Genomic DNA, 25,805 nt, shown 5'->3' on the forward strand with positions numbered 1-25,805 from the left:
GGCAGGTGGCGGACCGGATCCACATCCAGCGGTTGGGTCGGCGGGCGGCGGTGATCACCCCGTCGTCGCACTCGATGGGTGAGGGGGTGGCGATCATGACCGGCGCCGTCACCGTCCCCGCCGAGGAGCAGGCCGCGCGACCGGCCTGACCCGCGCACGGGGTGCGGCGTCCTCCGGGCGCCGCACCCCGGCGGTACCGTCCCGGCGTGCAGCGAGCCGAGGCCCCCGACACCCACGACGCCCGGGACCGGGCAGCGGCCCGGGTGTCGGCCTACCTCTACGGCGACGTCCTCGTCCTCGCCGCGCTCATCGCCCTCGTCCCGGCGGACCTCACACGGGCCAAGGGCATCACCTACGTGCTCGGGACGGCCGTCTCGACGTTCGTCGCCCACGTCCTGGCCGACGGGATCGGGCTGAGCATCCGCTCGGGTCGCGTCTCCCGCACCGTGCTGCTGCACGAGGTGCGCGACGCCGTCCCCGTGGCCTCCGCGGCCGTCGGCCCCGCGCTCCTCATGCTCCCCGCCCTCACCGGGGCGTGGCGGCCCGCGCTCGCCCTCCACCTGGCGGTCGCCGTCACCGTGCTGCGGCTGGCCGCGCTGGGGTTCGTCGTCGGGCGCGTCCGCGGGGAGCGACCCTCCTTCCGCACCTTCGTCGCCGGACTCGTCCTGGCGGCGGTCGGCGCCGGAGCAGCCCTGCTGAAGGTCCGGCTCACGCACTGAGGACGGCCGCGACCGCCCGGTCCCGGCCGGCGCGCTTGGCGGCGTAGAGGGCTTCGTCCGCACGGGCGTACGGGTCGGCGTGGGGGTCCCCGGACGTCGTCAGCGGTGCCGTGCCCGCGCTGAGGGACAGCGGGACGACCGTCCCGTCGGGCAGGTGCAGCGGCGACCGGCGCACGGCGTCGACGAACCGGTCCGCCAGTTCCGCCGCCGCGGCGGGCGTGGTGTCCACGAGCAGCACGGCGAGTTCGTCCCCGCCCATGCGGGCCACCACGTCCCCGGGGCGGCAGCACCGGCGCAGGACACCGGCCACGTGCACGAGGGCGGCGTCGCCGCCGAGGTGGCCGTGCGTGTCGTTGATCGCCTTGAAGCGGTCGAGGTCGAGCAGCACCAGCGACGCCCGGACCCCGGGCTCGGCCCGCAGCCGGGCCGTCGTGTCGTCCAGGACCCGGCGCGTGGCCAGCCCCGTCAGCGCGTCGACCCCGGCCTGCTCGGCGAGCTCCTCCACGAGGCGCTGCCGCGTGGACGCTGCGCGACCCAGGACGCCGGCGAGGACGGCCACCAGTCCGGACACCAGCGCGCAGTCGACGACGGCCTGCTCCAGCGGCAGCAGCGAGAAGACGACGACGGCCTCCCCGGCGACGGTCGCGGCCGTGACCAGGGCGATCCCGCCCCAGCGCAGGTGCGTCGCCGCCCAGACGACGGGGACGGTGAAGAACACCTGACCGGTGACACCGGCGTCCCCGCTGGGCAGGTCGAGCTTCACGATGAGCACGATCCCGAGCAGCGGGACGAACACCACCCAGGGCGCGACGACCCGCGGCGGCAGTCGCAGCAGGAGGGCGGCGACGCCCAGGACGAGGGCCGTGGACCCGACGGCCGCCACGTTCGTCCCGTCCGGTGACGTCAGCCACTGCACGACGAAGCTGGTGAGCATTGCCGAGACGATGGAGGCGCACGCCCACCGCTGGGCCGCGCGGGCGTCGCGCGGGCTCAGCGAACGGACCAGGGCGCCGGGCGCGGCGACCAGGCGGTGCAGGGACCTCACAGCTGTCCATCGGCTGCTCCGGGGTCCTCCCCCACGCTGTGGGACCGGGTACCCGCCGGGTGGAGCAACGCCGAGCCGGGCTGCAACGCTTCAGACGCGGCGAACCAGCACGTCGACGTCGCCGAGCGCCCGTCGCCACCGCGGCAGGTCACGCCGTCGCGGCCGGACGAGGTGGGGCGTGCGGGCGGCGAGCAGCAGCGGCAGGTCCCGCAGGCTGTCGCTGTAGGCGTGGTCGACGGGCAGCCCGACCCCGGCCCGCCGGAGCGCCTCGACCTTGGCCTCCCCACGGATCGCGCTCGCCCGTGGAGTCCCCCACCGCCGGTGCTCGTACGCGGTGGCGACCAGCTCGACGTCCCCCAGCCCGAGGGCGTGGAGCACGAGCCGGGCCAGGGGCTCGGCGCAGGCGGTGGCGACGACGACCCGGTCGCCGGCCTCGCGGTGGGCGGCGAGCCGGTCCAGCGCCTCGGGGACCGCGCCGAACCGCGCGTGCCGCAGCGCGTGCTCGCGCCACCGTCGCTGCAGCGCGGCGTCCGTGGTCCCGACGGTGGCGGTCGCGACGACGAGCAGTTCGGCACGGCGGTCCAGCAGCACCAGGGGCGCGAGGACGAGGGCACCCAGGAGCCGCACCGGTGAGCTCCGCCACCTCGAGAGCAGGAACGCGCCGAAGGCGTCACCGGGGACGAGGGTGCCGTCGAGGTCGAAGACGACAGTGCGCCGCCGCCCCGGGGGACGACGGCGCACGGACGGGCCCTGCGTCAGGCGCGCTTCTCCGTCAGCCAGCCGTACGGGGCGGCGATCGCCTCGGCGGCCTCCGGGCCCCAGGTGCCCGGCTCGTACGGGTGCAGCTCGGGCCGGTGGTCCAGCATCGGAGCGGCGACGCGCCACGCGTCGCGCAGCCCGGCCGACGTCGTGAAGAGGGCGCGGTCACCGATGAGCACGTCGCGCAGCAGCGCGGCGTACGGGGGCAGCGGTTCGGCGTTGGGCAGCTCGGCCAGGTCCAGGTAGAGCTTGCCCGGGACGAGGTCGTCGGAGACGCCGGGACGGCGGGCCGTGACCCCTGCGAAGAGGGAACCGTTGCCGGACAACGTGAAGGTGAGCGTCTCGGGCGCCGCGTCGTCGTCCTTCTGCGGCGAGTTCAGCGGCCGCTTGAAGACGAGGGTGACGTGCTGGTGGCTCTCGGCGAGCTTCTTGCCCGTCCGCAGGACGAACGGGACGCCCTGCCAGCGCTCGGTGTCGACCCACACGCGGGCCGCGACGAACGTGTCCGTCGTCGAGCCCTCACGGACGTCCTTGATCTCCCGGTAGCCCGTGCCCTGACCGAGGATGACCTCGGCCGGGTCCATCGGGCGGAACTTGGCCAGGACGGCCTCGCGGGCCTCGGCCAGCGCGTCCGACGTCCAGTCCGCCGGCGGGTCGAGGGCGACCTCCGCGGCGACCTGCAGCAGGTGCGTGACGAGCATGTCCAGCGTCGCGCCGGTCTCGTCGTAGAACGTCGCGCGGTCGTCGACGCCGAGCACCTCGGGGACGTCGATCTGCACCTGCGCGACGTGCTCGTTCGACCACAACTGCTCGATCATGCGGTTCGCGAACCGGATGACGTGGAGCTGCTGCGTCGCCTCCTTGCCGAGGAAGTGGTCGATGCGGAAGACCTGCTGCTCGTCGAAGACCGACAGGACCAGCTGGTCGAGCTCCTCGAAGGACTGCGGCGAGGTGCCGTAGGGCTTCTCGTAGACGACGCGGGTGCCCTCGGCGAGGCCGTGCGCGGCGATGGCCTTGGTGTACGACTCGAACGTCGAGGGCGGCAGGGCGAGGTAGTGGACGACCTGGGCGTCCTCACCGACCTCGTCCTTGGCCGCCGCGATCGCGTCGAGCAGCTCGCCCGGGTCGTCCGCGGTGAACCCGCCGCCGGCGAAGCGCAGCCCGGGCAGGAGCGACTCGATCACCTCGTCGGTGACGCCGTTCTTGCCGCGGGCGAACTCGACGAGACCGTCGCGGACGTGCTCGCGGTACTGCTCGTCGGGCGTGGCGCGGCGGCCGCTGCCGACGAGGACCCAGCGCTCGGGCAGCAGGTCGGCGGCGGCCAGGGCTGCGAAGCCCGGCATGACGAGCCGCTTCGCCAGGTCACCGCTGGCGCCGTAGACGACGAAGACGGTGGGGCCGGCGCTCGTGGTGGCGCCCAGCGCGTTGTTCATGCGTCTCCAACTCGAGACTCGTGGGGGGAGGTGCAGGGGTACCCCGTGTGGGACCCGCGCCTACGCTACCCGCGTGACGAAGACCACACCGTGGGCGCACCGCCTGGGGCTGGGGCTGGCCGCCGTCGGCCGCCCGGCCTACATCACCCTCGGACGAGGCGAGGACCTCGCCGCGGCCCGCTCCGTGGCGGAGATGCAGGCCCGCTGCCACGACCTGCTCGACGCCGCGTGGGACGCCGGTGTGCGCTACGTCGACGTCGCCCGTTCCTACGGCTACGCCGAGCGGTTCCTCGGCGCCTGGCTCGCCGCCCACCCCGGCCGCCGCGAGCAGCTGACCGTCGGGTCGAAGTGGGGTTACGAGTACGTGGGCGGGTGGACGCTGGACGCCGACGTCCACGAGCGCAAGGACCACTCGCTGGCCGTCTTCGAGCGGCAGTGGCCCGAGACGCTGGAGGCGCTCGGGGGCCCGCCGGACGTGTACCTCGTCCACTCGGTGACCCCCGACTCCGGCGCCCTCGACGACGAACCCCTCCTGCGGGCGCTCACCGACCTCGCGCGTACCGGTGTGCGCGTGGGCATCTCGACCAGCGGTCCGGCCCAGGGCGCCGTCCTCGAACGCGCCCTCGCGCTGTCGACGCCGTTCACGGCGGTGCAGTCGACGTGGAACCTCCTCGAGCGCTCCGTGGGTCCCGCCCTCGCCCAGGCCCACGACGACGGCTGGCTCGTCGTGGTGAAGGAGGGCGTCGCGAACGGACGGCTCACCGCCCACGGCGCGGACCCGGCGGTCACCGCCCTCGCCCGCGTCGACGGTCAGACGGTCGACGCCTTCGCCCTCGGCGCCGCCCTGGCCCAGCCCTTCGTCGACGTCGTCCTCAGCGGGGCCGTGAGCCGGGAGCAGCTGGCGCAGAACCTCGCGGCGCGACCGCCGGCCGCCGTGCCCGACGGCGCGGTCGAGGGGCCCGAGGCGTACTGGGCGACGCGCAGCGCGCTGCCGTGGGGGTGAGCGCGGACGTGGAGGAGACACCGGTGGACGACCCGACCCACGACACCTGTGTCGTGTTCATGCTCGGCTACCCGGGGATGGGCAAGCGGACCGTCGGCCGCCACCTGGCCGAGCTGCTGGACGGGGTCCTCGTCGACAACGCCCTCGTGAACCGCCCCGTCCTGGAACTCTTCCGCTGGGACGGGGTCTTCCCGCTGCCGCCGACGGTCTGGGACCACGTGGTGCCCATCCGGGACGCCGTCCTGCGCGCGATCGAGGAGGTCGCGCCGGCGTCGAACAGCTACGTGTTCACGAACGTCATCGAGGACGGCCCGGACGCCCTCGAGCAGTACGACGCCGTCCGCTCGCTGGCCCGGCGCCGCGGGTCCCTGTTCCTCGCCGTCGTGCTGACGTGCGACCTCGACGAGCAGGTCAGCCGGATCGACAACCCCGACCGGGTCGCGGCGCGCAAGGGTTCCGACCCCGAGGGGTACCGCGGGTACACGCTCACGACACGGCTGTTCCAGCCCCCGGCGGAGGAGGTCGTCACCATCGACACGACGACGACCCCGCCGGGGGAGAACGCGCAGCACCTGCTGGGCGTCCTGCGCGAGCGGGGGCTCCGGACCCCCTGACGCTCAGACCTCCACGGCGCCCGGCCGGCCGTCCTCGACCACGAACTCGCGGAACGTGGAGGTGGGCGCGTCGGGGGTCGACACGGTGGGGGTCATCCGCAGTTCCGTCCGCCACTGCCCCGGCGTCACGGTGCAGCGGACGTAGCCGCGGCGGTCGCCGTCGAAGAACCGCACCTGGGGGTTGTACGCGATCATCGGGCCGTAGTAGGGCCCGTACACCTCACGGTCACCGTTCGAGGAGATCGACGTGCCCACGAACTCGGTGGCGATGACGGGGGAGTCCCCGGGACGTTCGACCTGTCGGTGCACGTCGCTGACGAACGTCGAGTGCCAGTCGCCCGTGACGAAGACCGGGTTCGACACCCGGGAACTCTCCAGGGACCGGAACAGGCGTTCACGGGCGACGGGGTAGCCGTCCCAGGAGTCGTGCCACACCACGTCCCCGGTCGGCCCGTCGTGGTCGAGACCGGAGACCATCACGTTGCCGCCCAGCACGTTCCAGCGCGCCCGGGAGGCGTGGAGACGGCGGTCCAGCCAGCGTTCCTGCTCCCGACCGAGCATCGTGGCGGCCGGGTCCCGCACCTCCGGGCCCTCGCCCCACGTCCCGGCGGGGACGGTCCGGTACTGGCGGCCGTCGAGCACGCTCAACGACGCCAGGGTCCCGAACTCCAGGCCCCGGTACAGCCGCAACCCGCCGTCGGGGCGGGGGATGGACGCGCGCCGCAGGGGTTGGTGCTCGTAGTACGCCTGGTACGCGGCGGCGCGGACCGCGGCGAGGTCGGGCCGCCCCTCGGCCGCCGTCCCGGCGTAGTCGTTCGCGACCTCGTGGTCGTCCCACGTCACGACGAACGGGTGCCGGGCGTGGGCGGCCTGCAGCTGCGGGTCGCTCTTGTAGAGCGAGTAGCGGTAGCGCCACTGCTCCAGGGTCCGGGGCGCGGCTCGGGCGGGTTCGGGGACGGGTGCGTCGCGGTACCCGCCGCGGTCGTCGACGTCGCCCTCGTACACGTAGTCGCCCAGGTGCAGCACGAACCCCAGGTCCTGTCCGGCGATGTCCACGTAGGACGGGTAGTACCCGGACGCGAAGTCCTGGCAGGACACGAACGCGAAGCGCAGTTCCGCCGGGCACGAACGCGCTGCCGGCAGGGTCCTGGTCCGGCCGACGGCCGACACGGCCCGGCGGTACCGGAACTGGTAGTGGTACTCGCGGTCCGGCTCCAACCCGTCGACCTCGACGTGCACCGAGTGCGCGAGTTCCGGTGCGGCGAGAGCGCGGCCGCGGGCCACCTCGCAGCGCATGCCCTCGTCGGTGCAGACCCGCCACTCGACGCGGACCGCGTGCCGGCCCATGCCTCCGTCGGCCTCGAAGGGTTCCGGCGCCAGCCGGGTCCACAGGACGACACCGTCCGCCGTCGGGTCGCCGGAGGCGATGCCGAGGGTGAACGGGTCGTCGTCGCGGTGCCGACCGCTGCTCGCCTCCGCGGGGCTCACCCCCACGCCCGTGGCGGCGGCGAGCCCGGCGACGGCACCCGTCGCGGCGAGGAACGTGCGGCGGTCGGTGGGGGTGGCCATGCCCGGAGTGTGGTCCCGCTCGGCGCCGGCCAGGTGACCCGCGGGACAACTCCGGGCGAACGGTCAGGCCGTCAGGTGCTGCTGGTAGAACTCCCGCGGGTCCTTGGCCAGGGACGCCTTGACCATCTCGCTCCAGTCGTCGACGACGACCTCGAACGCGCCGGCGGCGACGCCGTCCAGCATGCGCGTGGCGACGTCGGCGGGCGCGGTCATGGGGCCCTCGTACCCCTTCATCATGTCGGTGTCGGCCGCGCCGAGGTGGACGGAGACGACGTGGGTGCCCTGGCCCGCCAGTTCGATGCGCAGGGCGTTGCTCATGTTCCAGTTCGCGGCCTTGGAGACGGCGTACGAGCCGGCACCGGGGAACGCGAACCACGACAGCGCGGAGGCGACGTTGACGACCGTCCCCCCGCCGTTGGCCGCGAGGACGGGCGCGAACGCGCGGACCATCGACAGCGTCCCCCAGAAGTTCACGTCCATCTCGGCGCGGACGGCGTCCAGGTCGCCGAGGAGCGTCCCGCCGGTGGAGATCCCGGCGTTGTTGACGAGCAGGTCGACGTCGGAGGCCAGCTCGGCGGCAGCGGCCACCGAGGCGGGGTCGGTGATGTCGAGCGCGACGGGCGTGACGCCCGGCAGGTCGATGCTCTCGGGGCGGCGGGCCGCGGCGTAGACGGTGGCGCCGCGGGCGAGCAGTTCGGCGGCGGTGGCCCGGCCGATGCCGCGGTTGGCGCCGGTGACGAGAGCGGTGGTGGTGGTCCAGGTGGTCATGGCGGGTACGCTAAGACCTGACGCCGACGTCAGGGTCAAGTCCTGCGTCGGACGAGTTCGAGAGGGGTGAGCGCGGTGCGCATCGGCGAGGTCGCGCAGCGGTCGGGGGTCAGCGTCCGGGCGCTGCGGTACTACGAGGAGCAGGGGCTGCTGCACGCCGAGCGCAGCCCCGGCGGGCAGCGCCACTACCCGGCTTCGGCCGTGGACCGGGTCCGGTTCATCCAGAACCTCTACGCCGCCGGGCTCGGCAGCAAGGCCGTCCTGCGGATCCTGCCGTGCATGGACCACGGCGTGCTGACCGACGAGATGCAGGACCGGCTGCTGGCGGAGCGGGCCCGCGTGCAGGCGCAGCTCGACGAGCTCACGGCCACGCGCGACAAGCTGGACGACGTGATCCGTGCCGGGCAGGCCTACCGCGCCGACCCTTCGGCGCCGACGCGCTGTGCGGTGGCCTCGTGAGCGGAGCGGGCCAGGACGAGGAGTTCGCCACGTTGCGCCGCGAGGCGACCCGCAAGGGCTGGACGCTGGAGGCGCCGACGAACCGTCACCCCGGCTACCTGTTGACGAGCGGCAAGCCCGGGGAGAAGGACGCGCGGATCGCGTTCGGGGCCGCCGGACCCGTCCTCACCCTCGACGAGGTCAGGACGTGGCTGGCGGACCTGCCCAGGTCGCGCTGAGGCTGGTGCGCGCCAGGCGCTCCAGCTCCTCGTCGGTGAGGTCCAGCGCGTCCCGCACGGCGCGGTAGTTGTCCGCGACGTAGCCGCCGAAGTAGCTCGGGTCGTCGGAGTTGACCGTGACGAGGACGCCCGCGTCGAGCAGTGTCCGCAGCGGGTGCGCCGTCAGGTCGGGGGTGACGTGCAGCCGCTGGTTCGACAGCGGGCAGACCGTGAGCGGAACCCGCTCGCGGGCCAGGAGGGCGACGAGGTCGGGGTCCTCGGCGGACCGCACCCCGTGGTCGATGCGTTCGACGCCGACGTCGAGCGCCTCGCGCACGTAGTCCGGGCCACCCTCCTCCCCGGCGTGGGCCGTGGCGTGGAAACCCCGGTCCCGGACCGTCGCGAAGTACCGCGCGAACTTCGACGGCGGGTTCCCGAGTTCGGTGGAGCCCAGCCCGAACCCCACGATCCGGTCAGCCCACGGCATGAGGGCGTCGACCATCGCGAGGGCGTCGTCCTCGGTGCGGTGCCGTTGCGCCGACGTGATGAGCGCGGCGTCGATGCCCGTCTCGGCCCGCGCCCGGTCGAACCCGTCGAAGATCCCCTCCAGCTGGTCCGCGAGCGGCACCCCGAGGGCGAGGAACGTCTGCACGCCGAAGAACACCTCGGCCCGGACCACCCCGTCGGCCGCCGCGCGCAGGAGGTAGCGGTGCGCGAGGTCCGCGAAGTCCTGCCGTTCCCGCAGCACGCGGCAGCCGACGAAGAACACGTCGAGGAACGACTGGAGGTCGGTGAACGCGTAGGCGGCGCGAACCTCCTCGACGCTCCGCCACGGCAGGGCGACGTCGTGGCGGCGTGCCAGCTCGAGCAGGTGGTCGGCCTCGAGGGTCCCCTCCAGGTGGACGTGGAGCTCGGCCTTGGGGAGGTCCTCGACCCTCGTCCGTCCTGTCATGCCACCAGTTCCGCGCTCTCGGTCAGGAAGCGCCGGTTCGACCAGATGTTCAGCTCCACGACCGCGTTCCACACCCGGTCCGACCGGCGCAGGACGGACAGGCCCACCCTGTTGACGGCCGCGGCGAGTGGGACCAGCCGGTCCTGCGGGGCGGGGTCGCCCAGCCCGAGCGCCCGGCCGAGGTCGGGACCCTGCAGGTGGCGCGCCACGGTGCGGGCCGCGATCCGGCCCGGGCCCAGGGGGACCCGGACGAGGTCGCGCAACCCGCCGGCGAGGGCCTCGATCCCGGCCTCGGTGAGGATCCGCGAGTCCTGCGACGGCGGGCCGGTGAGGGCGTCGACGCGACGCAGCAGGTCGGCGGCGGAACGGCGGTCGACGGCGCCCGCGACGAGCTGGGGTTCGACCCCCAGCAACCCGCCCAGGAACCGCCAGTAGGTGAGGAACTGCGCGTACTCGGCGTCGGTGACCTCGAACCCCAGCCGGTGGGCCGACCGCGGGGCGACCACCGTGAAGTCGAGCCAGGTCCGCACCGAGTCCATCTGGGAGATCGGCACGACGACGCCCCGGCCCTCCGCCCGCTGCACGGCGCGCCGGGCCACCGCGTGCCCCAGGCGGACCCACGACGTCATGACCCAGCCCTCGGCCCCGCGGACGAGCCCGTCCGGGAGGGAGGCCGCCGACAGCCAGCGCGCCGTCTCGGTGAGGCGGTGCTGGGTCCCGTGCACGAGGCGGCCGGTGCCGGTGAGGACGGCCGCGGGCCCCGGGGGACGGTAGGAGCTGATGAGCGCGCCGGCGCCGACGTCGAACACGTGCACCGCCAGCGGCGCGGTGAACGTCGCGCGGGCCCCGGCGGCGAGCAGGTCCGGGTCGCCCGCGTCGGCCAGCCGTTCCTGCTCGGCGACGAACGCCCGGACGGCCGGGTGCTGCGCGCTCGAGGAGCCCGCTCGCAACGCCCGCGCGAACTCGCCGCGGACGGCGGGGTCGTCGTGCACGGCGTCGGCCACCGCGTCGGCCAGGTCGTCGCCGCGCCGCTGGGCGGCCGTGAGCTGCTCCGGGGTGGGCAGTTCCGGGAACGTCACCGTCGTCCTCGCAGGTCGTCCATCTCCCGCCGGTCGCGCTTCGTCGGGCGTCCGGCGCCGCGGTCGCGGACGCCGAACGCACCGAAGAACTCGTCCCGGGGCGGCGGGGGTGGGGAGTGGTCGATGTAGGCCGCCTGGGCCAGGGGAGCACCCACGCGCTTGTCCAGCAACTGGACGACCTCGAAGACCTTGTCGTACCCCTCCGCCCGCACCGTGACCACGTCCCCGACGTGGACGCTCGTCGCGGGTTTCGCGCGCTCGTCGTTGACGCGGACGTGACCCGCCTTCACCGCCGCGGACGCGAGCGACCGGCTCTTGTAGAGCCGGACCGCCCACGTCCACGCGTCGATCCTCGTCACGCGTCCCCCCGCACTGCTACCTAGTTCCCCGACAGCACCCCGTCGACCAGTTCCTGCGCCTCGTGCTGGACGTGGCGCAGGTGGTCGGCGCCCTTGAAGGACTCCGCGTAGATCTTGTACACGTCCTCGGTGCCGGACGGGCGCGCGGCGAACCACGCCGACTCCGTCACGACCTTCAACCCGCCGATCTTCGCGCCGTTGCCCGGCGCCTCGGTGAGCTTGCTCACGATGGGTTCCCCGGCCAGTTCCGTCGCCGACACCTGGTCGGGCGACAGCTTCGACAGCGTGGCCTTCTGCTCCCGGGTCGCCGCGGCGTCGGAGCGGACGTACTGCGGACGGCCGAACCTCTCCACCAGGTCAGCGTAGTGCTGGCTCGGCGTGCGGCCGGTGACGGCGGTGATCTCCGAGGCCAGCAGCGCCAGCAGGATCCCGTCCTTGTCCGTGCTCCACACGGACCCGTCCTTGCGCAGGAACGAGGCGCCCGCGGACTCCTCGCCGCCGAACCCGACCGAGGCGTCGAGCAGGCCGGGGACGAACCACTTGAACCCGACCGGCACCTCCAGGAGCGTGCGCCCCAGCGACTCCGCGACGCGGTCGATCATCGAGCTGGAGACCAGCGTCTTGCCGATGGCGGCACCCTGCGGCCAGTCCTTGCGGGAGGAGAACAGGTACTGGATCGCCACGGCGAGGTAGTGGTTGGGGTTCATCAGGCCGGCGTCCGGGGTCACGATGCCGTGCCGGTCGGCGTCGGCGTCGTTGCCCGTCGCGATCTGGAACTCCGAGCGGCGGTCGATGACCGAGTGCATCGCCGACGGGGAGGAGCAGTCCATGCGGATCTTGCCGTCCCAGTCCAGCGTCATGAACCGCCACGTCGGGTCCACGAGCGGGTTGACGACCGTCAGGTCGAGGCGGTGCCGGTCGGCGACGGCCTGCCAGAACTCGACGCTCGCCCCGCCGAGGGGGTCGGCGCCGATGCGGATGCCCGCGTCGCGGATAGCGTCGATGTCCAGGACGTTCGGCAGGTCGTCGACGTAGGTGCCGAGGAAGTCGTAACCCTGCGCCGCGGCGCGGGCCTTGGCGAAGGGGACGCGGCGGACGCCGTCGAGCCCGGCCTCGAGGTAGGCGTTGGCCTTGGCCGCGATCCAGCCGGTCGCGTCGGTGTCGGCCGGGCCGCCGTTCGGCGGGTTGTACTTGAACCCGCCGTCGCGCGGGGGGTTGTGCGAGGGGGTGACGACGATGCCGTCGGCCAGGCCGGAACCCGTCGTGCGGATCGTCCGGCCGTCGCGGTTCGCGGCGAGGATCGCGTGCGAGACCGCCGGCGTGGGGGTCCAGGAGTCGCGGTCGTCCACCAGGACGGTGACGTCGTTGGCGCCCAGGACCTCCAGCGCGGACACCCACGCGGGTTCGGACAGGGCGTGGGTGTCGCGGCCGAGGAAGAGCGGGCCGTCGTAGCCCTGCTCGCGGCGGTAGTCGACGATCGCCTGCGTCGTGGCGAGGATGTGGTCCTCGTTGAACGCCGCGTCGAGGCTGGACCCGCGGTGGCCGGAGGTGCCGAACGCGACGCGCTGGCCGACGTCGGACGGGTCGGGCTTGGTCGCGTAGTAGGCCGTGACGACGTGCGCGACGTCGATGAGGTCCGAGGGCTGGGCGTGCTGTCCTGCGCGGGGGTTCGTCATGGCTTCCTCGTCACTCCTGGGCTCCGGCTGGTCAGGCTCGCATCGTGCGTGCCGATGATCCTGCACCGCCCGTGGCGACCCCGCCACCACCCCCTGCCGAGGTCGTGAGGGGGTCCAGCCGGGCCAGCCGCTCGGCGTCCACGGAACCCGGGGCGGCGGAGTACACGACGACCCGGACGTCGCTGCCGGGGACCTCGAGCACGTCGCCGTCGAGCGTCATCGGCCCGACCTCGGCGTGGTCGACGCGCTTGCGCATCCCGCGGTAGCGGGCCGGCCGCGCGGACGTCCACCGCTCGACGAACTCGGGGCTGCGCTGCCTCAGCGCCTGCACCAGGTCGATGAGCTCGGCGTCGTCGGGGTGCTCCAGCAGCGCCACCCGCAGGTCCCCGACGACGGCGTCGCGGAACACCTCGTCCTCGGCCGGGTCCACCCACACCCGCGGGTTGGGCTCGACCATCTCGTACCAGACGACGTTGCGTTCGCGGCCGCGCTTGAGCAGGGGATCGCCGAGCAGCGCCGTCCATGCGGCGTTCCAGCGCAGCACCCACCAGTCCGCGGAGTACACCGCCGCCGGCAGCGGCCCCAGCCGGGCGACGAGGCGCTCGGCCGCAGCGGGGACCTCGCGCCGGACGGCACCCGTCGGGGCGGCCAGACCGGCGGCCCGGTGCAGGAGCGCGGTGTCGTCGTCGGTCAGGCGCAGGGCCCGGGACAGCGCGGCGACCACGGGCGCCGACGGCCGCGCCGCGCGGCCCTGCTCGAGCTGGACGAGGTAGTCGACGGAGACCCCGGCCAGCAGCGCGAGCTCCTCGCGCCGCAACCCCGGCGTGCGCCGGGTCCTGCGGGCGAAGCCCGTCCCCTCGACGGCGCAGCCGCGCCGGAACTGGCGCAGCAGGCCGCCCAGGGCAGGGGCTGTCGTACCCGTCGTCACGGGCTCATCCTGCCCCGGGTGGTGCTGCCGGTCCCCCCGACCGACGTCGCCTTCCGCGGGGACGAGGGCCGCCGCAGGGTGGTACCCATGACCACGACACGCCCCGTCGCCCTCGTCACCGGCGGGAACAAGGGCATCGGCCGCGAGACCTGCCGACGCCTTGCCGCCCTCGGCCACACCGTCCTCCTCGGCGCTCGCGACCCCGGGCGCGGACGGGCCGCCGCCGACGAGCTCGGCGTCACCTGGATCCCGCTCGACGTCACCGACCAGGCGAGCGTCGACGCCGCGGCCGAGCAGGTCCGCCGCGAGCACGGCGGCCTCGACGTCCTCGTCAACAACGCGGGCGTCAACAGCGCCGTGACCCCCGTCGAGGAGCTGACGGCCGACGCCCTCGCCGCGCTGCTGGACGTGAACCTCCTCGGGGTCCTGCGCGTCACCAACGCGTTCGTCCCGCTGCTGCGCGACTCCGCCCACCCGCGCGTCGTCAACGTCTCCTCCACCGTGGGGTCCTTCGCCCGCACGCTGGAGATGGACCTCTTCGACTGGCGGATCACGCCGCCGGCGTACGCGGTGTCGAAGAGCGCGCTGACCATGCTGACGCTGAAGTTCGCCCACGCCCTGCCCGGCGTCCTCGTCAACGCGGCCGACCCCGGCTACACGCGCACCGACCTCAACGGCGGTGACGGCGCGCAGAGCGTCACCGAGGGAACCGACGCGGTCGTGCACCTCGCGACGCTGCCCGACGACGGGCCGACGGGGACGTTCGTCGACCGGCGGGGCGTCGTGCCCTGGTGAGGCGGGTCAGGCCAGGGCGTCGACCACGGGGGTGAGGAACTCCTCGTAGGCGCGGGCGTCGCGGCGCAGGGCGGTGCTGACGAGCACGTCATCCCCGGCCAGCACCCACCCGACGGGTTCGGCGAGGGGGAGGAGCCGCACGCCGAGCTGGAACGGGCGGACGGGGCGCCCCAGCCGTCGCTCGTACCCGTTCACCCAGCGGGTCAGGTCGACTGGATCGCCCTTTCGCCTGCTGTCGGCCTGCTCTCGCGTCCGGTCGTCGATCCAGCCCCAGAACTTCCGGTGGTGCCGTTCCGCCAGGACCCGCACGGTCGGCAGGTGCTCGAGACCGTTCCAGTCCGGTGGGGAGGGCGGAACCTGCGGCGGTTCGGTGAGCGCGCGGTGCCACCAGATGCCCCACTCGCGGACCGCGGCCGACGAAGGGGCGGCCGTCGTGGTGTCCGGCGCAGGGTCCAGGGCGCCCACCTCGGGCTCGCCGACGGCGGGCTCACTGACGACGAACGGCGTCAGCCCCTCTGCGTCACGCACGTAGAGGGCCAGCAGCAGCCCGCGGTCGAAGTCCTCGCGGACCTCCCAGCTCGCCGTCCCCCGCAGGTGCACCCCGGCATGGTCGCGGGGCCGCACCCGCCGCGACAAGGTCTTGCGTCGCGTCCCCGCGAGCGTCAGGCTGGCCTGACGACACCAGGGGAGGCGACGTGACCACCATCGACGAGCTCGAGCGCGAGCACACCCTGCTCACCGCGGCCCACCGCTACGACGACCTGCGGCTGCGGCACACGCTCCTGGGCTCCGGCCCGCCTGGTGAGGGTGACGTGCACCTGCCGAAGGACGAGGCGCTGGAGCTGCTCGCCCTCGGGGAGGTGCTGTCCCGCAAGGCGTCCTACGGCCGCCAGCTCGCGGTCCGCGCCGCCCGGGCCGCGGGGGCGTCCTGGGCGCAGATCGCCGCGGCGAGCGGCGTGACCAAGCAGAGCGCGTGGGAAGCGCACCAGGCGTGGATCCAGGCGCAGGCCGACGCCCACCGCGCCCACGACTGGGAGGGCTTCTCGGCGGACGAGGAACGGGACGCCCGCCGGCTCGCCGGGTCGCCCGACTGAGCCACCGCCGCGGTCCAGGCGCATGATCGCCCTGGGAACGCGCCGACCGAGGTGCGCCGGACGCAGGGAGACGACGTGAGCAGCACGCGGTGGACGGCGGGCGACGTGCCCGACCAGCACGGCCGGGTGGCGGTCGTCACCGGCGCGAACACCGGCCTCGGCTTCGAGACCGCGAAGGTGCTGGCGCAGCGGGGCGCGACGGTCGTGCTGGCCGTCCGGGACGTCGAGAAGGGTGCGGCGGCGGCGTCGCGGATGGGCGGGGACGTCTCGGTCCAGCGGCTGGACCTGTCCTCGCTCACCTCGGTCCGCGAGGCGGCCGAAGCCCTGCGCGGCAGGCACCCCCGCATCGACCTGCTGATCGACAACGCCGGGGTCATGTACACGCCACGGCAGACGACGCAGGACGGGTTCGAGCTGCAGTTCGGCACGAACCACCTGGGGCACTTCGCGTTCACCGGGCTGCTGCTCGACGCGCTGCTGCCCGTCGAGGGATCGCGCGTCGTGGTGGTCAGCAGCGTCGCGCACCGCATCCGCGCCGCCATCCACTTCGACGACCTGCAGTGGGAGCGGTCGTACTCCAAGGTGGCCGCCTACGGGCAGTCCAAGCTCGCCAACCTGCTCTTCACCTACGAGCTGCAGCGCCGGCTCGCCGCGCACCCGACGAGCACGGTGGCCGTCGCGGCCCACCCGGGGGTCTCGAACACCGAACTCGTCCGGCACACCCCGGCCCCCGTGCGCGCGCTCATGGACCGGGTCGGGAACGTCCTCACGCAGCCCGCGGCCATGGGGGCGCTGCCCACGCTGCGGGCCGCGACCGACCCCGCCGTCCTGGGTGGTCAGTACTTCGGACCCTCCGGTGCGGGGGAGGCGCGCGGCTACCCGCGTCAGGTGGCGTCCAGCGACCAGTCGCACGACCTCGCCGTCCAGCGCCGGCTGTGGGCGGTGTCCGAGGAGCTCACGGGGGTCGTCTTCCCCGTGTGAACCCCGCGCGAGTGAGCCCCGTGCGGTTCAGCGGGTGGCGTGCGCCCGGAAGTGCCCGAGGACGGCCGCGACGAGGGAGATCAGGGCCGCGACCCCGAGGCCGGCGCCGATGTGCCAGCGCAGTAGCGCCGCGCCCGCGGCCGCCCCGGCGAGGATCAGCACGACGGCGCCCAGGCGGCGACGCCACCCGTCGCCCGTGCCGCCGGCCATCCGGGAGTCGGCGGCCAGGCCCGTGAGCGTCGACGTGACGACGACCGTGGTGACGTCCTTGACCGCGAGGCGGCGCGCGGCGGCGGCCTGACCGCCCATCGCGATGCCGAGCACGGTCGTCACGGCCAGGGCCGCGGGCGGGGGCGTCGTGCCGGGTTCCACCGGCAGGCCCACCATGAGGGACGTGGCGACGCCGAGCCCCGCCAGCACGACCCCGACGACGACGAAGACCCACGTCGACGCCGTCGTCCAGCCCGTGGCGGCCTTGCGCAGCACCCGGCCCACGACGGCCGCGCCGGCGAGGAAGCCGAGGAGCGCGAGCACGGGCCCCACGATCGGCAGGTCCTCCGACCCGGTGAGGGCCATGCCGAGGATGACGACGTTCCCCGTCATGTTCGCGGTGAACACGCGGTCCAGGCCGAGGTAGCCGACCGCGTCGACGATGCCGGTCGAGAAGGTCAGCACGAGCATCAGCGCGAGGTGCCAGGACGCCCGGCGCGCGCCGCGGGCGACGGCGGCGGGGGACGGTGCGGCGGTCTTCTCGGGGGGCATCGCGTTCTCCTGCTCGGCGGATTCCGAACCCCGGTGCCTCTTGAAACACCGGGGAAACACAGGAAGAGTACGGTGCTCGGATTGTATACGTTCGGCTGCTGAGTCCGACCTGCGAGAGGTTCGCGATGACTGCTCGACCAGCACTGCTCCGTCTCCTGTCCCGTGCCCTGCCCCCGTTCGTGGTCGTGCCCGTCCTCGCGCTGGCGGCCTGCGTCCCCGTCCAGCCCGTCGGCGAGGCGCCCGAGCGCGAGGACGTCACCGGCGTCGCGGTCGGCGACCGTCCCGTCCGCGACGGCGGGGACCTCGTCATGGCCCTGTCGGCCGAACCCGACCGGCTCGACCCGACCACGTCGTCCTCGCTCTACACGCGCTACGTGATGAACGCGATCTGCGAGAAGCTCTACGACATCGACGCCGAGGGGAACCTCGTCCCGCAGCTCGCCGCGGCCCTGCCCACGACGTCGCCCGACGGCCTCACCGTGACGATCCCCGTCCGGTCCGGCGTCCGGTTCGCCGACGGGACCCCCCTCGACGCCGCGGCCGTCGTCACGACGCTGGAACGGAACCTCACCCTCGAGACGAGCTCGCGCAAGAGCGAACTCGGACCCGTCGACACCGTGGAGGCGGCCGACCCGTCGACCGTCGTGGTCCGCTACAAGGCCCCGTTCGCCCCGCTCACGGCCTCCCTCGCCGACCGGGCCGGGATGGTCATGTCCCCGACGGCGCTCGCCGAACGGGGCGAGGACTTCGGCGACCACCCGACGTGCGTGGGGCCCATGAAGTTCGTCGACCGCGTCCCGCAGACGTCGATCACGGTCGAACGTGACCCGAACTACTACGCGGCCGACCAGGTCCACCTCGACCGCATCACCTACCGGATCATGACGGACGCGAACATCCGGGCCGCGAACCTGCGCTCCGGCGACGTCCAGGTCGCCGACAGCCTGTCGCCGCAGGACGTCGACGCCCTCCAGCAGGAGGAGGGCATCGGCCTGCTGCAGACCGGATCCTTCGGGTACCAGGGCGTCACGTTCAACCTCGGCAACACGGCCGGCGTCGGGAAACCCCCGGGTCGCATCGACACCCCGCTGGCGACGGACCCCCGCATCCGCGAGGCGTTCTCGCTCGCCGTCGACCGGCAGGCCCTCGTGAACTCGGTCTTCAACGACTGGTACGAACCCGCGTGCTCGTTCGTCTCGCCCGCCAGCACCTACGCGACGGACGCGTCGAACGCCTGTCCGCCGCACGACCCCGCCAGGGCCAAGCAGCTGCTCACCGAGGCCGGGGTGGAACTGCCCTACCGGATCAGGGTCTCGGCGTCGAACACCGCGGACACCCTCCGCCTCTCGCAGGCGTTGCAGGCCAGCGTCCTGGAGGCCGGGTTCCAGCTCGAGATCGAACCGGTGGAGTACTCCACGCTCCTCGACCAGCAGTCCTCCGGCGACTTCGAGGCCGTCCAGCTCGGTTGGTCCGGCCGTGTCGACCCGCACGGGAACTCCTCGAGCTTCCTCACCACGGGAGCGGGGAACAACTACTCGGGCTACTCGAACCCCGAGGTGGACGCCCTGCTCAAGCGGGCCGCGCAGAGCACCGACCCCGCCACGCGCGCCGACCTCTACGGGCAGGTCGTGACGGTCGTCCAGCGGGACAACCCGATCGTCTACCTCTACCGCGTGCGCAGCATCACCGGGTACGTGAGTTCCGGTGAGGGCTCCGTGGCCGGGGTCGAGACCTTCGCCGACGGCGTCGTCCGCCTCGGACGCGCCGCCTTCCTCCAGGAGAGTGAGTGATGGGACGTTTCCTGCTGTCCCGGCTGTGGCAGAGCGTCGTGACGCTCGTGCTCGCCTCGATGGTCGTCTTCGCGGGCGTCCGCGCCCTGCCCGGTGACCCCGCCCTCGCCGTGGCCGGTGAGGAGGCGACGCCCGAGGCGCTCGCCGCCGTGCGGGCCGACCTCGGACTGGACCAGCCCGTCTGGGTGCAGTACTGGCGGTTCCTCACGAGCGCGCTGCGGGGCGACCTGGGGACGTCGGTCCGCACCGGGACCCCGGTGACCGACCTCATCGGCGCGACGTTGCCGGTGACGGTCTGGCTCTCCGTCTACGCGATGCTCTTCGCGGTCGTGTTCGGACTGGCGATGGGGGTCGTCGCGGCCGTCCGTCGCGGCACCTGGGCCGAGGCCGGCGTGAACGGCCTGTCCCTGCTCGGGTTGTCGGTGCCGAGCTTCTGGCTGGGGTTGCTCGCGATCCTCTACCTCGCCGTCGGGACCGGATGGTTCCCCGCGTCCGGGTACGTCTCCCCGGGGGAGGACCCGTTGCGCGCGCTGCACCACCTGACGCTGCCGGCCGTCATCCTGGGCGCAGGGATCGCCGCCGTCGTCATGCGCCAGACGCGCGCCTCGATGCTGCAGAACCTCTCGGCCGACTACGTGCGCACGGCCCGGGCCAAGGGTGCGTCCCGCTCCGCGGTCGTCCTGCGCTTCGCCCTGCGCAACTCCCTCGTCGTCGTGGTGACGCTCGTCGGGTTGCAGCTCGGCGGGCTGATCTCGGGGGCCGTCGTCACCGAACGCATCTTCGGCCTCCCGGGCTTCGGCAAGCTGACGCTGGACTCGGTGTTCAGCCGCGACTACCCCGTGATCGAGGGGGTCGTGCTCGTCGTGACCCTCGCGTACGTCGTCATCAACCTGGTGGTCGACCTCCTCTACACCGTCCTCGACCCGCGCATCCGCGTCGCCGGAGGTTCCCGATGAGCCAGACCGTCCAGGCCGCCGACCGGCTCGAGGTCGACCTCGGGTCCTCCCGCGGTGTCGTGCTGCGGCGCATGCTGCGCAACCCCTCCGGCGTCGTCGGCATGGTGCTCGCCGCACTCGTCGTGCTGGCCGCGCTGCTGGCGCCCGTGCTCGCGCCCTACCCGCCGACGCAGGTCCACTTCGAGACGCCCTTCCAGGTCCCGCGCACCGTGGGGTTCTGGCTCGGGACCGACGACCTCGGCCGCGACGTGATGTCGCGCATCCTCTTCGGCCTGCGCGCCTCGCTCCAGGTGGCGCTGCTGGCCGTCGTGCTGTCGGTCGTCGTCGGGACGCCGCTCGGCCTGGCCGCGGGCTACTGGCGCGGGCTGGACGCCGTCGTCTCGCGCGTCACCGACGTCGTGCTGGCGTTCCCGTTCCTCGTGCTGGCCGTCGGGCTCGCCGCGATCCGCGGTGCGAGCCTGGGCAACGCCGCGATCGCCCTGGGCATCGCCCACGTGCCGCAGGTGATCCGCGTGGTCCGCGCCGAGACCCTGCGGCTGCGCGGGGCGGAGTACGTCCTGGCGGCCAAGACGATGGACGCCTCCGGGGTCCGCATCCTCGCCACCCACGTGCTGCCGAACGCGGTGCCCTCGATCGTCGTGCAGGCCACGGTCATCGTGCCGGCCGTCGTCATCGGCGAGGCGCTGCTGTCCTTCCTCGGCCTCGGCATCCAGCCGCCCACCCCGAGCCTGGGCATCATGCTGTCCGACGCGCAGCAGTACATCTTCCGGGCGCCGACGGCGGCGCTGTTCCCGGGCCTGGCGATCGTGCTCGTGTGCCTGGCCTTCAACCTGTTCGGCGACGCCCTGCGCGACGCCCTCGACCCGAGCGGAGACCACCGGTGAGCTTCACGCCCCCGACCGACCACACCACCCGGCCCACCCTGCGCGGCACCTTCGGCATGACGGCCTCGACGCACTGGCTGGCCTCCGCCACGGGGCAGTCGGTCCTCGAGCGCGGCGGGAACGCGTTCGACGCCGCCGTCGCCGCGGCGTTCGTCCTGCACGTGGTCGAACCCCACCTCAACGGACCCGGCGGGGACATGACGGGCGTGTTCGCCACCGCGCAGGACCCGACCCCCGTCGTCCTCAACGGTCAGGGCCCCGCGCCCGCGGCCGCCACGATCGAGCACTACCGCGCCGAGGGCCTCGACACGGTCCCCGGGGCGGGCGGTCTCGCGGCGGCCGTCCCCGGTGCCGTCGACGCCTGGATGGTGCTGCTGCGCGACCACGGGACGTGGGAACTCGCCGACGTCCTGGACCCCGCCATCGGGTACGCCCGCGACGGCCACCCCGTCGTCGGCCGCGTCGGGACGACCATCGCCTCGGTGGCCGACCTGTTCCGCGAGCACTGGCCGAGTTCGGCGGCGCTGTGGATGCCGCAGGGCCGGATCCCCCAGCACGGGGACGTCATCACGAACCCGGCGTGGGCGCGGACGCTGCAGCGGCTGGTGGACGCGGGGAAGGACGCCGGGTCGCGCGTCGAGCGGATCGAGGCCTTCCGCCGCGAGTGGCGCGAAGGTTTCGTCGCCCGCGAGGCCGTCGAGTTCCTCCGCACCCCGCACCGGCACTCCTCCGGCACCGACCACGCCGGGGTCCTCGAGACCTCCGACTGGGCCGGGTTCTCCGCCAGGTTCGAGGAGCCGACCACGATCGAGTTCCGCGGGACGACGGTCGCCAAGACCGGCCCGTTCGGCCAGGGGCCCGTGCTGCTGCAGGCGCTGCGGATCCTCGACGGGTTCGAGGACGCCGACCTCGACCCCTCGACCGTCCGCGGTGCGCACACCGTCCTCGAGGCGCTGAAACTCGCTCTCGCCGATCGCGACGCCTGGTACGGCTCGGCCGCGGACCCGGACGTGGTGCGCGAACTCCTGTCCGAGGAGTACGCCGCGACCCGCCGTGCCCTCATCACCGACCGGGCCTCGCGCGAGTTCCGCCCGGGCAGCCCCGGTGGGCGGACACCCCACGTGCCCCCGCTGCGCACCGACGCCCCGTCCGCCGTCGGCGTCGGTGAACCCACCGTCGGCGAACCGACCGTCGAGAGCACCGGCACGACCCGCGGTGACACCTGCCACGTCGACGTCGTCGACCGCTGGGGGAACGTCGTGTCGGCCACGCCCTCCGGTGGGTGGCTGCAGTCGTCCCCGACCGTCCCGGAGCTCGGGTTCTGCCTCGGCTCCCGGTTGCAGATGACGTGGCTGGACGAGGACTCGCCCTCGGCGCTGCGGCCGGGGGAACGTCCCCGCACCACCCTGACGCCGACGCTGCTGCTGCGCGACGGGGTTCCCGTCGAGGCGCTCGGAACTCCCGGCGGCGACCAGCAGGACCAGTGGCAGCTGCTGTACCTGCTGCGGACGCTCGTCGGCGGGTACGAACCCCAGCAGGCGATCGACGCACCCGCCCTGCACACCACGTCCATGCCGGGGTCGTTCTGGCCGCGGACCTGGACACCCGGCGGAGCCGTCGTCGAGGGCCGGATCGGGGACGACGTCATCGCCGGGCTCGAGGAGCGGGGTCACGTCGTGACCCGGTCCGGGGACTGGTCGCTGGGCCGGTTGTCCTGCGCCGGACGGGACCCGAAGACGGGTGTGCTGCACGCGGCCGCGAACTCCCGCGGGGCCCAGGGCTACGCGGTGGGGAGGTGAACGGCGTGACGAACCTGCTGGAGGTCGAGGGCCTCGAGGTCGCCTACGGCGCCACCACGGTCCTGCACGGCGTCGACGTGACGGTCCGCCGCGGCCACCGCGTCGCCGTCGTCGGGGCGTCCGGGTCGGGCAAGTCGACGACGGCCGCCGCCGTCCTGGGGTTGCTCCAGGGCGCGGGCCGCGTCACGGGTGGCCGCGTCGTCGTGGCCGGCGACGACATCACGACGGCCCTGCGCGGCCGGGACGAGAACCGGTTGCGGCGCCTGCGCGGGCGGCAGATCGGGCTCGTCCCGCAGGACCCGATGTCGAACCTCAACCCCTCGGCGCGGGTCGGCCGCCAGGTCGCCGAGACCCTCGTGATGCACGGGCTGGCGAAGGGGTCGGCCGCGCGGGAGCGGGCCGTGGAACTGCTGGAGGAGGCCGGCATCCCCGACGCCGGCCGGCGAGCGAAGCAGTACCCGCACGAGTTCTCCGGCGGGATGCGCCAGCGCGTCCTCATCGCGATGGCGCTGGCCGCCGAACCGGAGCTCCTCATCGCGGACGAACCCACGTCGGCGCTCGACGTGACGGTCCAGCGGCAGATCCTCGACCACCTCGACCGGCTCACCGCCGCGCGCGGGGCGTCGCTGCTGCTCGTCACGCACGACCTGGCGCTGGCGGCCGACCGCTGCGACGACGTCGTGGTGATGTCCGACGGCCGGGTCGTGGAGACCGGTCCGGCGGCGCAGGTGCTGCGGGCACCGAGCGCGGAGTACTCCCGCGCCCTCGTCGCCGCCGCCCCCGCGACGGCCGGGCGCACCGCGCCGCGGGAGCTGCCGGAACGCACGCGCGAGGACGTGCTCGTGGTGAGGGACCTCGTGAAGGAGTACCGCATCCGGGGTCAGCGGGAGAAGCTCCGCGCCGTCGACGGGGTGTCCTTCAGCGTCCCGGCGGGGACGACGACCGCGGTCGTGGGGGAGTCCGGGTCGGGCAAGACGACGACCGCCCGGCTCGTCCTCGGGCTCGAGGACGCCACGAGCGGGGAGGTCGTCGTCGACGGCGGCCGGCGCGACGTGCAGCCGGTGTTCCAGGACCCGTTCGGGTCCCTGGACCCGACGAAGACCCTCGAACGCCTCATCGACGAACCCCTGCGCATCGCCCGCGTCGGTGACCCCCGCAGCCGTCGCGCACGCGTCGGGGAACTGCTCGACCAGGTGTCGCTGAGCCGCACCTTCGCGCAGCGTCGTCCGGCCGAACTGTCCGGCGGTCAGCGCCAGCGCGTGGCCATCGCACGTGCCCTGGCGCTGAACCCGAAGGTCGTCGTCCTCGACGAGGCGACGTCCGCGCTCGACGTCCTCGTGCAGCAGCAGGTGCTCCGCCTCCTGGAGCAGCTGCAGGAGGACCTCGGGCTGACGTACCTGTTCATCACCCACGACCTCGCCGTCGCGCGGCACCTGGCGCACCAGGTCCTCGTGATGCGGTCCGGCCGGGTCGTCGAACACGGCATGATCGGGGACGTGTTCGAGAACCCCCGCGAGGAGTACACCGCCCAGCTGCTGTCGGCGATCCCCGGCCGCCTGGCGGCCTGACGTGGGGGCTTCGGCCGAGCGCGTCGTCGAGGAGTTGCGGCGCGACGTCCTCGGCGGGTTCTTCCCGCCGGGGACGCGGCTCACCGAGACGGCCCTCGTCGACCGGTACGGCACCTCGCGGGTGCCCGTGCGGGAGGCGCTGCGGGCGCTGGCCGGGGAGGGTTTCGTCGAGCTGCGCCCCAACGCCGGCGCCCGCGTCGCGGAGGTCCCCGTCGACGACCTCGCCGACCTGTACGCCGTGCGCTGCGTCGTGGAGGAGATCACCGCGAGCCGCTGCGCCCGGCGGGTCGCGGCGGGGGAGCGCCTCGTGGTCGACGAACTGACGGAGATCGTCGAGGCGGGGTTCGCCGCCCTCGACTCCGGCGACCCCGTCCTCGGCGCGGAACTCAACTCCCGGTTCCACGGGACGGTGGCCCGCTTGTCGGGATCGCACAGCATGACCCTCGTCCTGCGCCGCGTCAGCGAGCAGATCCAGTGGGCCTACGCCACCACCGTCCCCCAGCAGGGTCACCGCGCCTGGACCGAGCACCGCCGGATCGTCGCCGCCATCGCCACCGGGGACGAGGGGAAGGCCGGGCGAGCGATGGTCAGGCACGTGGAGACGTCGCGGCGGGGGTTCGCGCGGGGGTAGGCGTCAGGGCGTGGAGTCGATGCCGGAGTTCTGCCGCCGGTAGGCGGCCGGAGGCAGGCCGTACTGCTCCCGGAACAGCCGGTTGACCGCCGGGGGGTTGTCCATGCCCCACCGCCGGGCGAGGGTCGCCACGGTGCACCCCGCCAGCGACGGGTCGAGCAGGTCGTGCCGCAGGTGTTCCAGGCGTCGTTCCCGGACGAACGCGGACACCGTGCTGCCGTTGCCGGCGAACACGCCCCGGACCTGCCGGACGGAGACGTGGTGCGCGGTCGCCACCGCCTCGGCGTCGAGCCCGACCGTCTGGATGCGCTCCTCCAGCCACTGGGTGTACCGCCCGAAGGAGTCGTTGGCGGGCCGTGGTCCGTGGGGGAGCGCCGCCTCGTCGACCACGGCCCGGACCAGGGAGTGGATGGCGTCGGCGCAGTGCAGGCGACCGCTGGGCCGCAACGTGTCCCGGGCCTGCGTCGACCCGCGCAGGAGCTCGGACAGGAGCGAGCCCGCGCTCCCCGAGGAGGTCATGTCCCCGGCCAGCAGCCCGTTGACCCGGTCGGTGTCGGTCCCGACCCGCAGGAAGCGGAGCCGGCACACCAGCCAGCGGTGCGGTCCGCCGGTGCTGATCCGGTACGGCACGTAGCCGTGGAAGAAGGTGAAGTGGCCCTCGGGCAGGAGCACAGACCGGCCCCGCTGCTCGAGGGCGACGGTGGTGCCGCCCAGGTTCATGCCCACGACCAGTCCCGCCCACGGGGCCCGGGACCGCAGGGCGGGCTGGACGCAGACGCCGCGGTCACCCTCGAAGAGCGCGAAGTCGAGGTCCCCGAAGTGCCAGGTGACCATCGTCAGCGTGGCGCCCGGGCCACCCCAGGCGAGTCGGATCTCGTCGGCCGGGGACCCGCCCGGTGCCAGCCCGAGGGAGGAGTCCTCCCCGAGGTAGCCGGCCAGCCGGGTGGGCGCGTCGATGGAGCTCACGTGGGGGTCACCCAGGCCG

Annotated in this window: 27 protein-coding genes and 1 pseudogene; 15 read left to right on the top strand and 13 right to left on the bottom strand. The window is 73.8% G+C overall.

Annotation, left to right across the window (positions count from 1 at the left end; all coding sequences use genetic code 11):
* Positions 1–149, top strand: a pseudogene (locus AB1207_RS22840) (sugar ABC transporter ATP-binding protein); the annotation flags it as partial.
* A 57-nt stretch (positions 150–206) separates the two neighbouring features.
* Complete coding sequence (locus AB1207_RS22845; RefSeq protein WP_367640992.1) at positions 207–719, top strand: hypothetical protein; 513 nt, start codon at positions 207–209, stop codon at positions 717–719.
* Here the strand turns inward: AB1207_RS22845 and AB1207_RS22850 are convergent.
* The 3 genes from AB1207_RS22850 to AB1207_RS22860 all read right to left on the bottom strand — a co-directional run bounded on the left by AB1207_RS22850 (position 709) and on the right by AB1207_RS22860 (position 3,956).
* A complete protein-coding gene (locus tag AB1207_RS22850; protein WP_367640993.1) occupies positions 709–1,764 on the bottom strand; it encodes a GGDEF domain-containing protein in 1,056 nt (351 codons plus the stop codon). The two genes, AB1207_RS22845 and AB1207_RS22850, sit on opposite strands and share 11 nt — an antisense overlap.
* A gap of 90 nt (positions 1,765–1,854) precedes the next feature.
* Positions 1,855–2,505 (bottom strand): haloacid dehalogenase-like hydrolase, encoded by a 651-nt coding sequence (locus AB1207_RS22855; protein WP_367640994.1) that lies wholly within the window; start codon positions 2,503–2,505, stop codon positions 1,855–1,857.
* A gap of 14 nt (positions 2,506–2,519) precedes the next feature.
* On the bottom strand, positions 2,520–3,956 hold the full coding sequence (locus AB1207_RS22860) for a glucose-6-phosphate dehydrogenase (RefSeq protein ID WP_367640996.1): 1,437 nt from the start codon (positions 3,954–3,956) through the stop codon (positions 2,520–2,522).
* A gap of 73 nt (positions 3,957–4,029) precedes the next feature.
* Between AB1207_RS22860 and AB1207_RS22865 the strand changes: the two genes are divergently transcribed.
* Together AB1207_RS22865 and AB1207_RS22870 are read left to right on the top strand one after the other, a co-directional pair.
* Positions 4,030–4,959, top strand: a complete 930-nt coding sequence (locus AB1207_RS22865) for an aldo/keto reductase (protein ID WP_367640998.1) — start codon at positions 4,030–4,032, stop codon at positions 4,957–4,959.
* Between the two features lie 23 nt (positions 4,960–4,982).
* On the top strand, positions 4,983–5,573 hold the full coding sequence (locus tag AB1207_RS22870) for a P-loop nucleotide/nucleoside kinase family protein (protein ID WP_367641000.1): 591 nt from the start codon (positions 4,983–4,985) through the stop codon (positions 5,571–5,573).
* 3 nt (positions 5,574–5,576) lie between these two features.
* Here AB1207_RS22870 and AB1207_RS22875 read toward each other — a convergent pair whose 3' ends face one another.
* Both AB1207_RS22875 and AB1207_RS22880 read right to left on the bottom strand, forming a co-directional pair.
* Entirely contained in the window at positions 5,577–7,142 is a 1,566-nt protein-coding gene (locus AB1207_RS22875) for an alkaline phosphatase D family protein (protein ID WP_367641001.1), read from the bottom strand.
* A 63-nt stretch (positions 7,143–7,205) separates the two neighbouring features.
* Positions 7,206–7,910, bottom strand: a complete 705-nt coding sequence (locus tag AB1207_RS22880) for an SDR family oxidoreductase (RefSeq protein ID WP_367641002.1) — start codon at positions 7,908–7,910, stop codon at positions 7,206–7,208.
* Positions 7,911–7,985: 75 nt separating this feature from the next.
* Between AB1207_RS22880 and AB1207_RS22885 the strand changes: the two genes are divergently transcribed.
* Together AB1207_RS22885 and AB1207_RS22890 are read left to right on the top strand one after the other, a co-directional pair.
* A complete protein-coding gene (locus tag AB1207_RS22885; protein WP_367641081.1) occupies positions 7,986–8,369 on the top strand; it encodes a MerR family transcriptional regulator in 384 nt (127 codons plus the stop codon).
* Entirely contained in the window at positions 8,366–8,587 is a 222-nt protein-coding gene (locus tag AB1207_RS22890) for a hypothetical protein (RefSeq protein ID WP_367641003.1), read from the top strand. Before AB1207_RS22885 ends, AB1207_RS22890 begins: the two co-directional genes overlap by 4 nt.
* On the opposite strand, the gene AB1207_RS22895 is transcribed toward AB1207_RS22890, so the two are convergent.
* From AB1207_RS22895 to AB1207_RS22915, 5 genes are read right to left on the bottom strand one after another with little or no spacing between them, the layout of a single operon-like run.
* Positions 8,550–9,518 (bottom strand): adenosine deaminase, encoded by a 969-nt coding sequence (locus AB1207_RS22895; RefSeq protein WP_367641004.1) that lies wholly within the window; start codon positions 9,516–9,518, stop codon positions 8,550–8,552. The two genes, AB1207_RS22890 and AB1207_RS22895, sit on opposite strands and share 38 nt — an antisense overlap.
* Positions 9,515–10,597, bottom strand: coding sequence for an oxygenase MpaB family protein (locus AB1207_RS22900; RefSeq protein ID WP_367641005.1), 1,083 nt, complete (start codon positions 10,595–10,597; stop codon positions 9,515–9,517). Before AB1207_RS22900 ends, AB1207_RS22895 begins: the two co-directional genes overlap by 4 nt.
* Complete coding sequence (locus tag AB1207_RS22905; protein WP_367641007.1) at positions 10,594–10,956, bottom strand: RNA-binding S4 domain-containing protein; 363 nt, start codon at positions 10,954–10,956, stop codon at positions 10,594–10,596. Before AB1207_RS22905 ends, AB1207_RS22900 begins: the two co-directional genes overlap by 4 nt.
* Positions 10,957–10,976: 20 nt before the next feature.
* On the bottom strand, positions 10,977–12,632 hold the full coding sequence (gene pgm / locus AB1207_RS22910; RefSeq protein ID WP_367641008.1) for a phosphoglucomutase (alpha-D-glucose-1,6-bisphosphate-dependent): 1,656 nt from the start codon (positions 12,630–12,632) through the stop codon (positions 10,977–10,979).
* A 31-nt stretch (positions 12,633–12,663) separates the two neighbouring features.
* Positions 12,664–13,560 (bottom strand): helix-turn-helix domain-containing protein, encoded by an 897-nt coding sequence (locus AB1207_RS22915; protein WP_367641010.1) that lies wholly within the window; start codon positions 13,558–13,560, stop codon positions 12,664–12,666.
* An 87-nt stretch (positions 13,561–13,647) separates the two neighbouring features.
* On the opposite strand from AB1207_RS22915, the gene AB1207_RS22920 reads away from it, so the two are divergent.
* The gene (locus AB1207_RS22920) at positions 13,648–14,355 is read left to right on the top strand and encodes an SDR family NAD(P)-dependent oxidoreductase (RefSeq protein ID WP_367641012.1); all 708 of its coding nucleotides are present in this window, start codon (positions 13,648–13,650) and stop codon (positions 14,353–14,355) included.
* A 6-nt stretch (positions 14,356–14,361) separates the two neighbouring features.
* Here AB1207_RS22920 and AB1207_RS22925 read toward each other — a convergent pair whose 3' ends face one another.
* Positions 14,362–14,955 (bottom strand): hypothetical protein, encoded by a 594-nt coding sequence (locus AB1207_RS22925; RefSeq protein ID WP_367641014.1) that lies wholly within the window; start codon positions 14,953–14,955, stop codon positions 14,362–14,364.
* Between the two features lie 95 nt (positions 14,956–15,050).
* Here AB1207_RS22925 and AB1207_RS22930 point away from each other — a divergent pair, with 95 nt between their 5' ends.
* Positions 15,051–15,449, top strand: coding sequence for a hypothetical protein (locus AB1207_RS22930; protein ID WP_367641015.1), 399 nt, complete (start codon positions 15,051–15,053; stop codon positions 15,447–15,449).
* Between the two features lie 75 nt (positions 15,450–15,524).
* A complete protein-coding gene (locus tag AB1207_RS22935) occupies positions 15,525–16,430 on the top strand; it encodes an SDR family NAD(P)-dependent oxidoreductase (RefSeq protein ID WP_367641016.1) in 906 nt (301 codons plus the stop codon).
* Positions 16,431–16,457: 27 nt separating this feature from the next.
* Here AB1207_RS22935 and AB1207_RS22940 read toward each other — a convergent pair whose 3' ends face one another.
* Positions 16,458–17,192, bottom strand: a complete 735-nt coding sequence (locus AB1207_RS22940) for a YoaK family protein (RefSeq protein ID WP_367641017.1) — start codon at positions 17,190–17,192, stop codon at positions 16,458–16,460.
* A gap of 125 nt (positions 17,193–17,317) precedes the next feature.
* On the opposite strand from AB1207_RS22940, the gene AB1207_RS22945 reads away from it, so the two are divergent.
* From AB1207_RS22945 to AB1207_RS22970, 6 genes are read left to right on the top strand one after another with little or no spacing between them, the layout of a single operon-like run.
* Positions 17,318–18,982, top strand: coding sequence for an ABC transporter substrate-binding protein (locus tag AB1207_RS22945; RefSeq protein WP_367641018.1), 1,665 nt, complete (start codon positions 17,318–17,320; stop codon positions 18,980–18,982).
* A complete protein-coding gene (locus AB1207_RS22950) occupies positions 18,982–19,938 on the top strand; it encodes an ABC transporter permease (RefSeq protein WP_367641082.1) in 957 nt (318 codons plus the stop codon). Before AB1207_RS22945 ends, AB1207_RS22950 begins: the two co-directional genes overlap by 1 nt.
* A complete protein-coding gene (locus tag AB1207_RS22955) occupies positions 19,935–20,822 on the top strand; it encodes an ABC transporter permease (protein ID WP_367641019.1) in 888 nt (295 codons plus the stop codon). Before AB1207_RS22950 ends, AB1207_RS22955 begins: the two co-directional genes overlap by 4 nt.
* A 56-nt stretch (positions 20,823–20,878) precedes the next feature.
* Positions 20,879–22,621: a gamma-glutamyltransferase family protein gene (locus AB1207_RS22960; RefSeq protein WP_367641084.1), complete on the top strand. Its 1,743-nt coding sequence runs from the start codon at positions 20,879–20,881 to the stop codon at positions 22,619–22,621.
* A gap of 5 nt (positions 22,622–22,626) precedes the next feature.
* Complete coding sequence (locus tag AB1207_RS22965; protein ID WP_367641021.1) at positions 22,627–24,189, top strand: dipeptide ABC transporter ATP-binding protein; 1,563 nt, start codon at positions 22,627–22,629, stop codon at positions 24,187–24,189.
* A 1-nt stretch (position 24,190) separates the two neighbouring features.
* Positions 24,191–24,820, top strand: a complete 630-nt coding sequence (locus AB1207_RS22970; RefSeq protein ID WP_367641022.1) for a GntR family transcriptional regulator — start codon at positions 24,191–24,193, stop codon at positions 24,818–24,820.
* Between the two features lie 3 nt (positions 24,821–24,823).
* Here the strand turns inward: AB1207_RS22970 and AB1207_RS22975 are convergent, their stop codons facing one another.
* Complete coding sequence (locus tag AB1207_RS22975; RefSeq protein WP_367641023.1) at positions 24,824–25,786, bottom strand: AraC family transcriptional regulator; 963 nt, start codon at positions 25,784–25,786, stop codon at positions 24,824–24,826.
* Between the last annotated feature and the right edge of the window lie 19 nt (positions 25,787–25,805).

Source organism: Kineococcus endophyticus (genome assembly GCF_040796495.1).
GTDB lineage: Bacteria > Actinomycetota > Actinomycetes > Actinomycetales > Kineococcaceae > Kineococcus > Kineococcus endophyticus.

Excerpts from the sequence above, each read along its gene's own strand:
- AB1207_RS22860 (WP_367640996.1), bottom strand. The coding sequence starts at position 3,956 with ATGAACAACGCGCTGGGCGCCACCACGAGCGCCGGCCCCACCGTCTTC.
- AB1207_RS22875 (WP_367641001.1), bottom strand. The coding sequence starts at position 7,142 with ATGGCCACCCCCACCGACCGCCGCACGTTCCTCGCCGCGACGGGTGCC.
- AB1207_RS22880 (WP_367641002.1), bottom strand. The coding sequence starts at position 7,910 with ATGACCACCTGGACCACCACCACCGCTCTCGTCACCGGCGCCAACCGC.
- AB1207_RS22895 (WP_367641004.1), bottom strand. The coding sequence starts at position 9,518 with ATGACAGGACGGACGAGGGTCGAGGACCTCCCCAAGGCCGAGCTCCAC.
- pgm (WP_367641008.1), bottom strand. The coding sequence starts at position 12,632 with ATGACGAACCCCCGCGCAGGACAGCACGCCCAGCCCTCGGACCTCATC.
- AB1207_RS22920 (WP_367641012.1), top strand. The coding sequence starts at position 13,648 with ATGACCACGACACGCCCCGTCGCCCTCGTCACCGGCGGGAACAAGGGC.
- AB1207_RS22940 (WP_367641017.1), bottom strand. The coding sequence starts at position 17,192 with ATGCCCCCCGAGAAGACCGCCGCACCGTCCCCCGCCGCCGTCGCCCGC.
- AB1207_RS22945 (WP_367641018.1), top strand. The coding sequence starts at position 17,318 with ATGACTGCTCGACCAGCACTGCTCCGTCTCCTGTCCCGTGCCCTGCCC.
- AB1207_RS22950 (WP_367641082.1), top strand. The coding sequence starts at position 18,982 with ATGGGACGTTTCCTGCTGTCCCGGCTGTGGCAGAGCGTCGTGACGCTC.
- AB1207_RS22955 (WP_367641019.1), top strand. The coding sequence starts at position 19,935 with ATGAGCCAGACCGTCCAGGCCGCCGACCGGCTCGAGGTCGACCTCGGG.
- AB1207_RS22960 (WP_367641084.1), top strand. The coding sequence starts at position 20,879 with ATGACGGCCTCGACGCACTGGCTGGCCTCCGCCACGGGGCAGTCGGTC.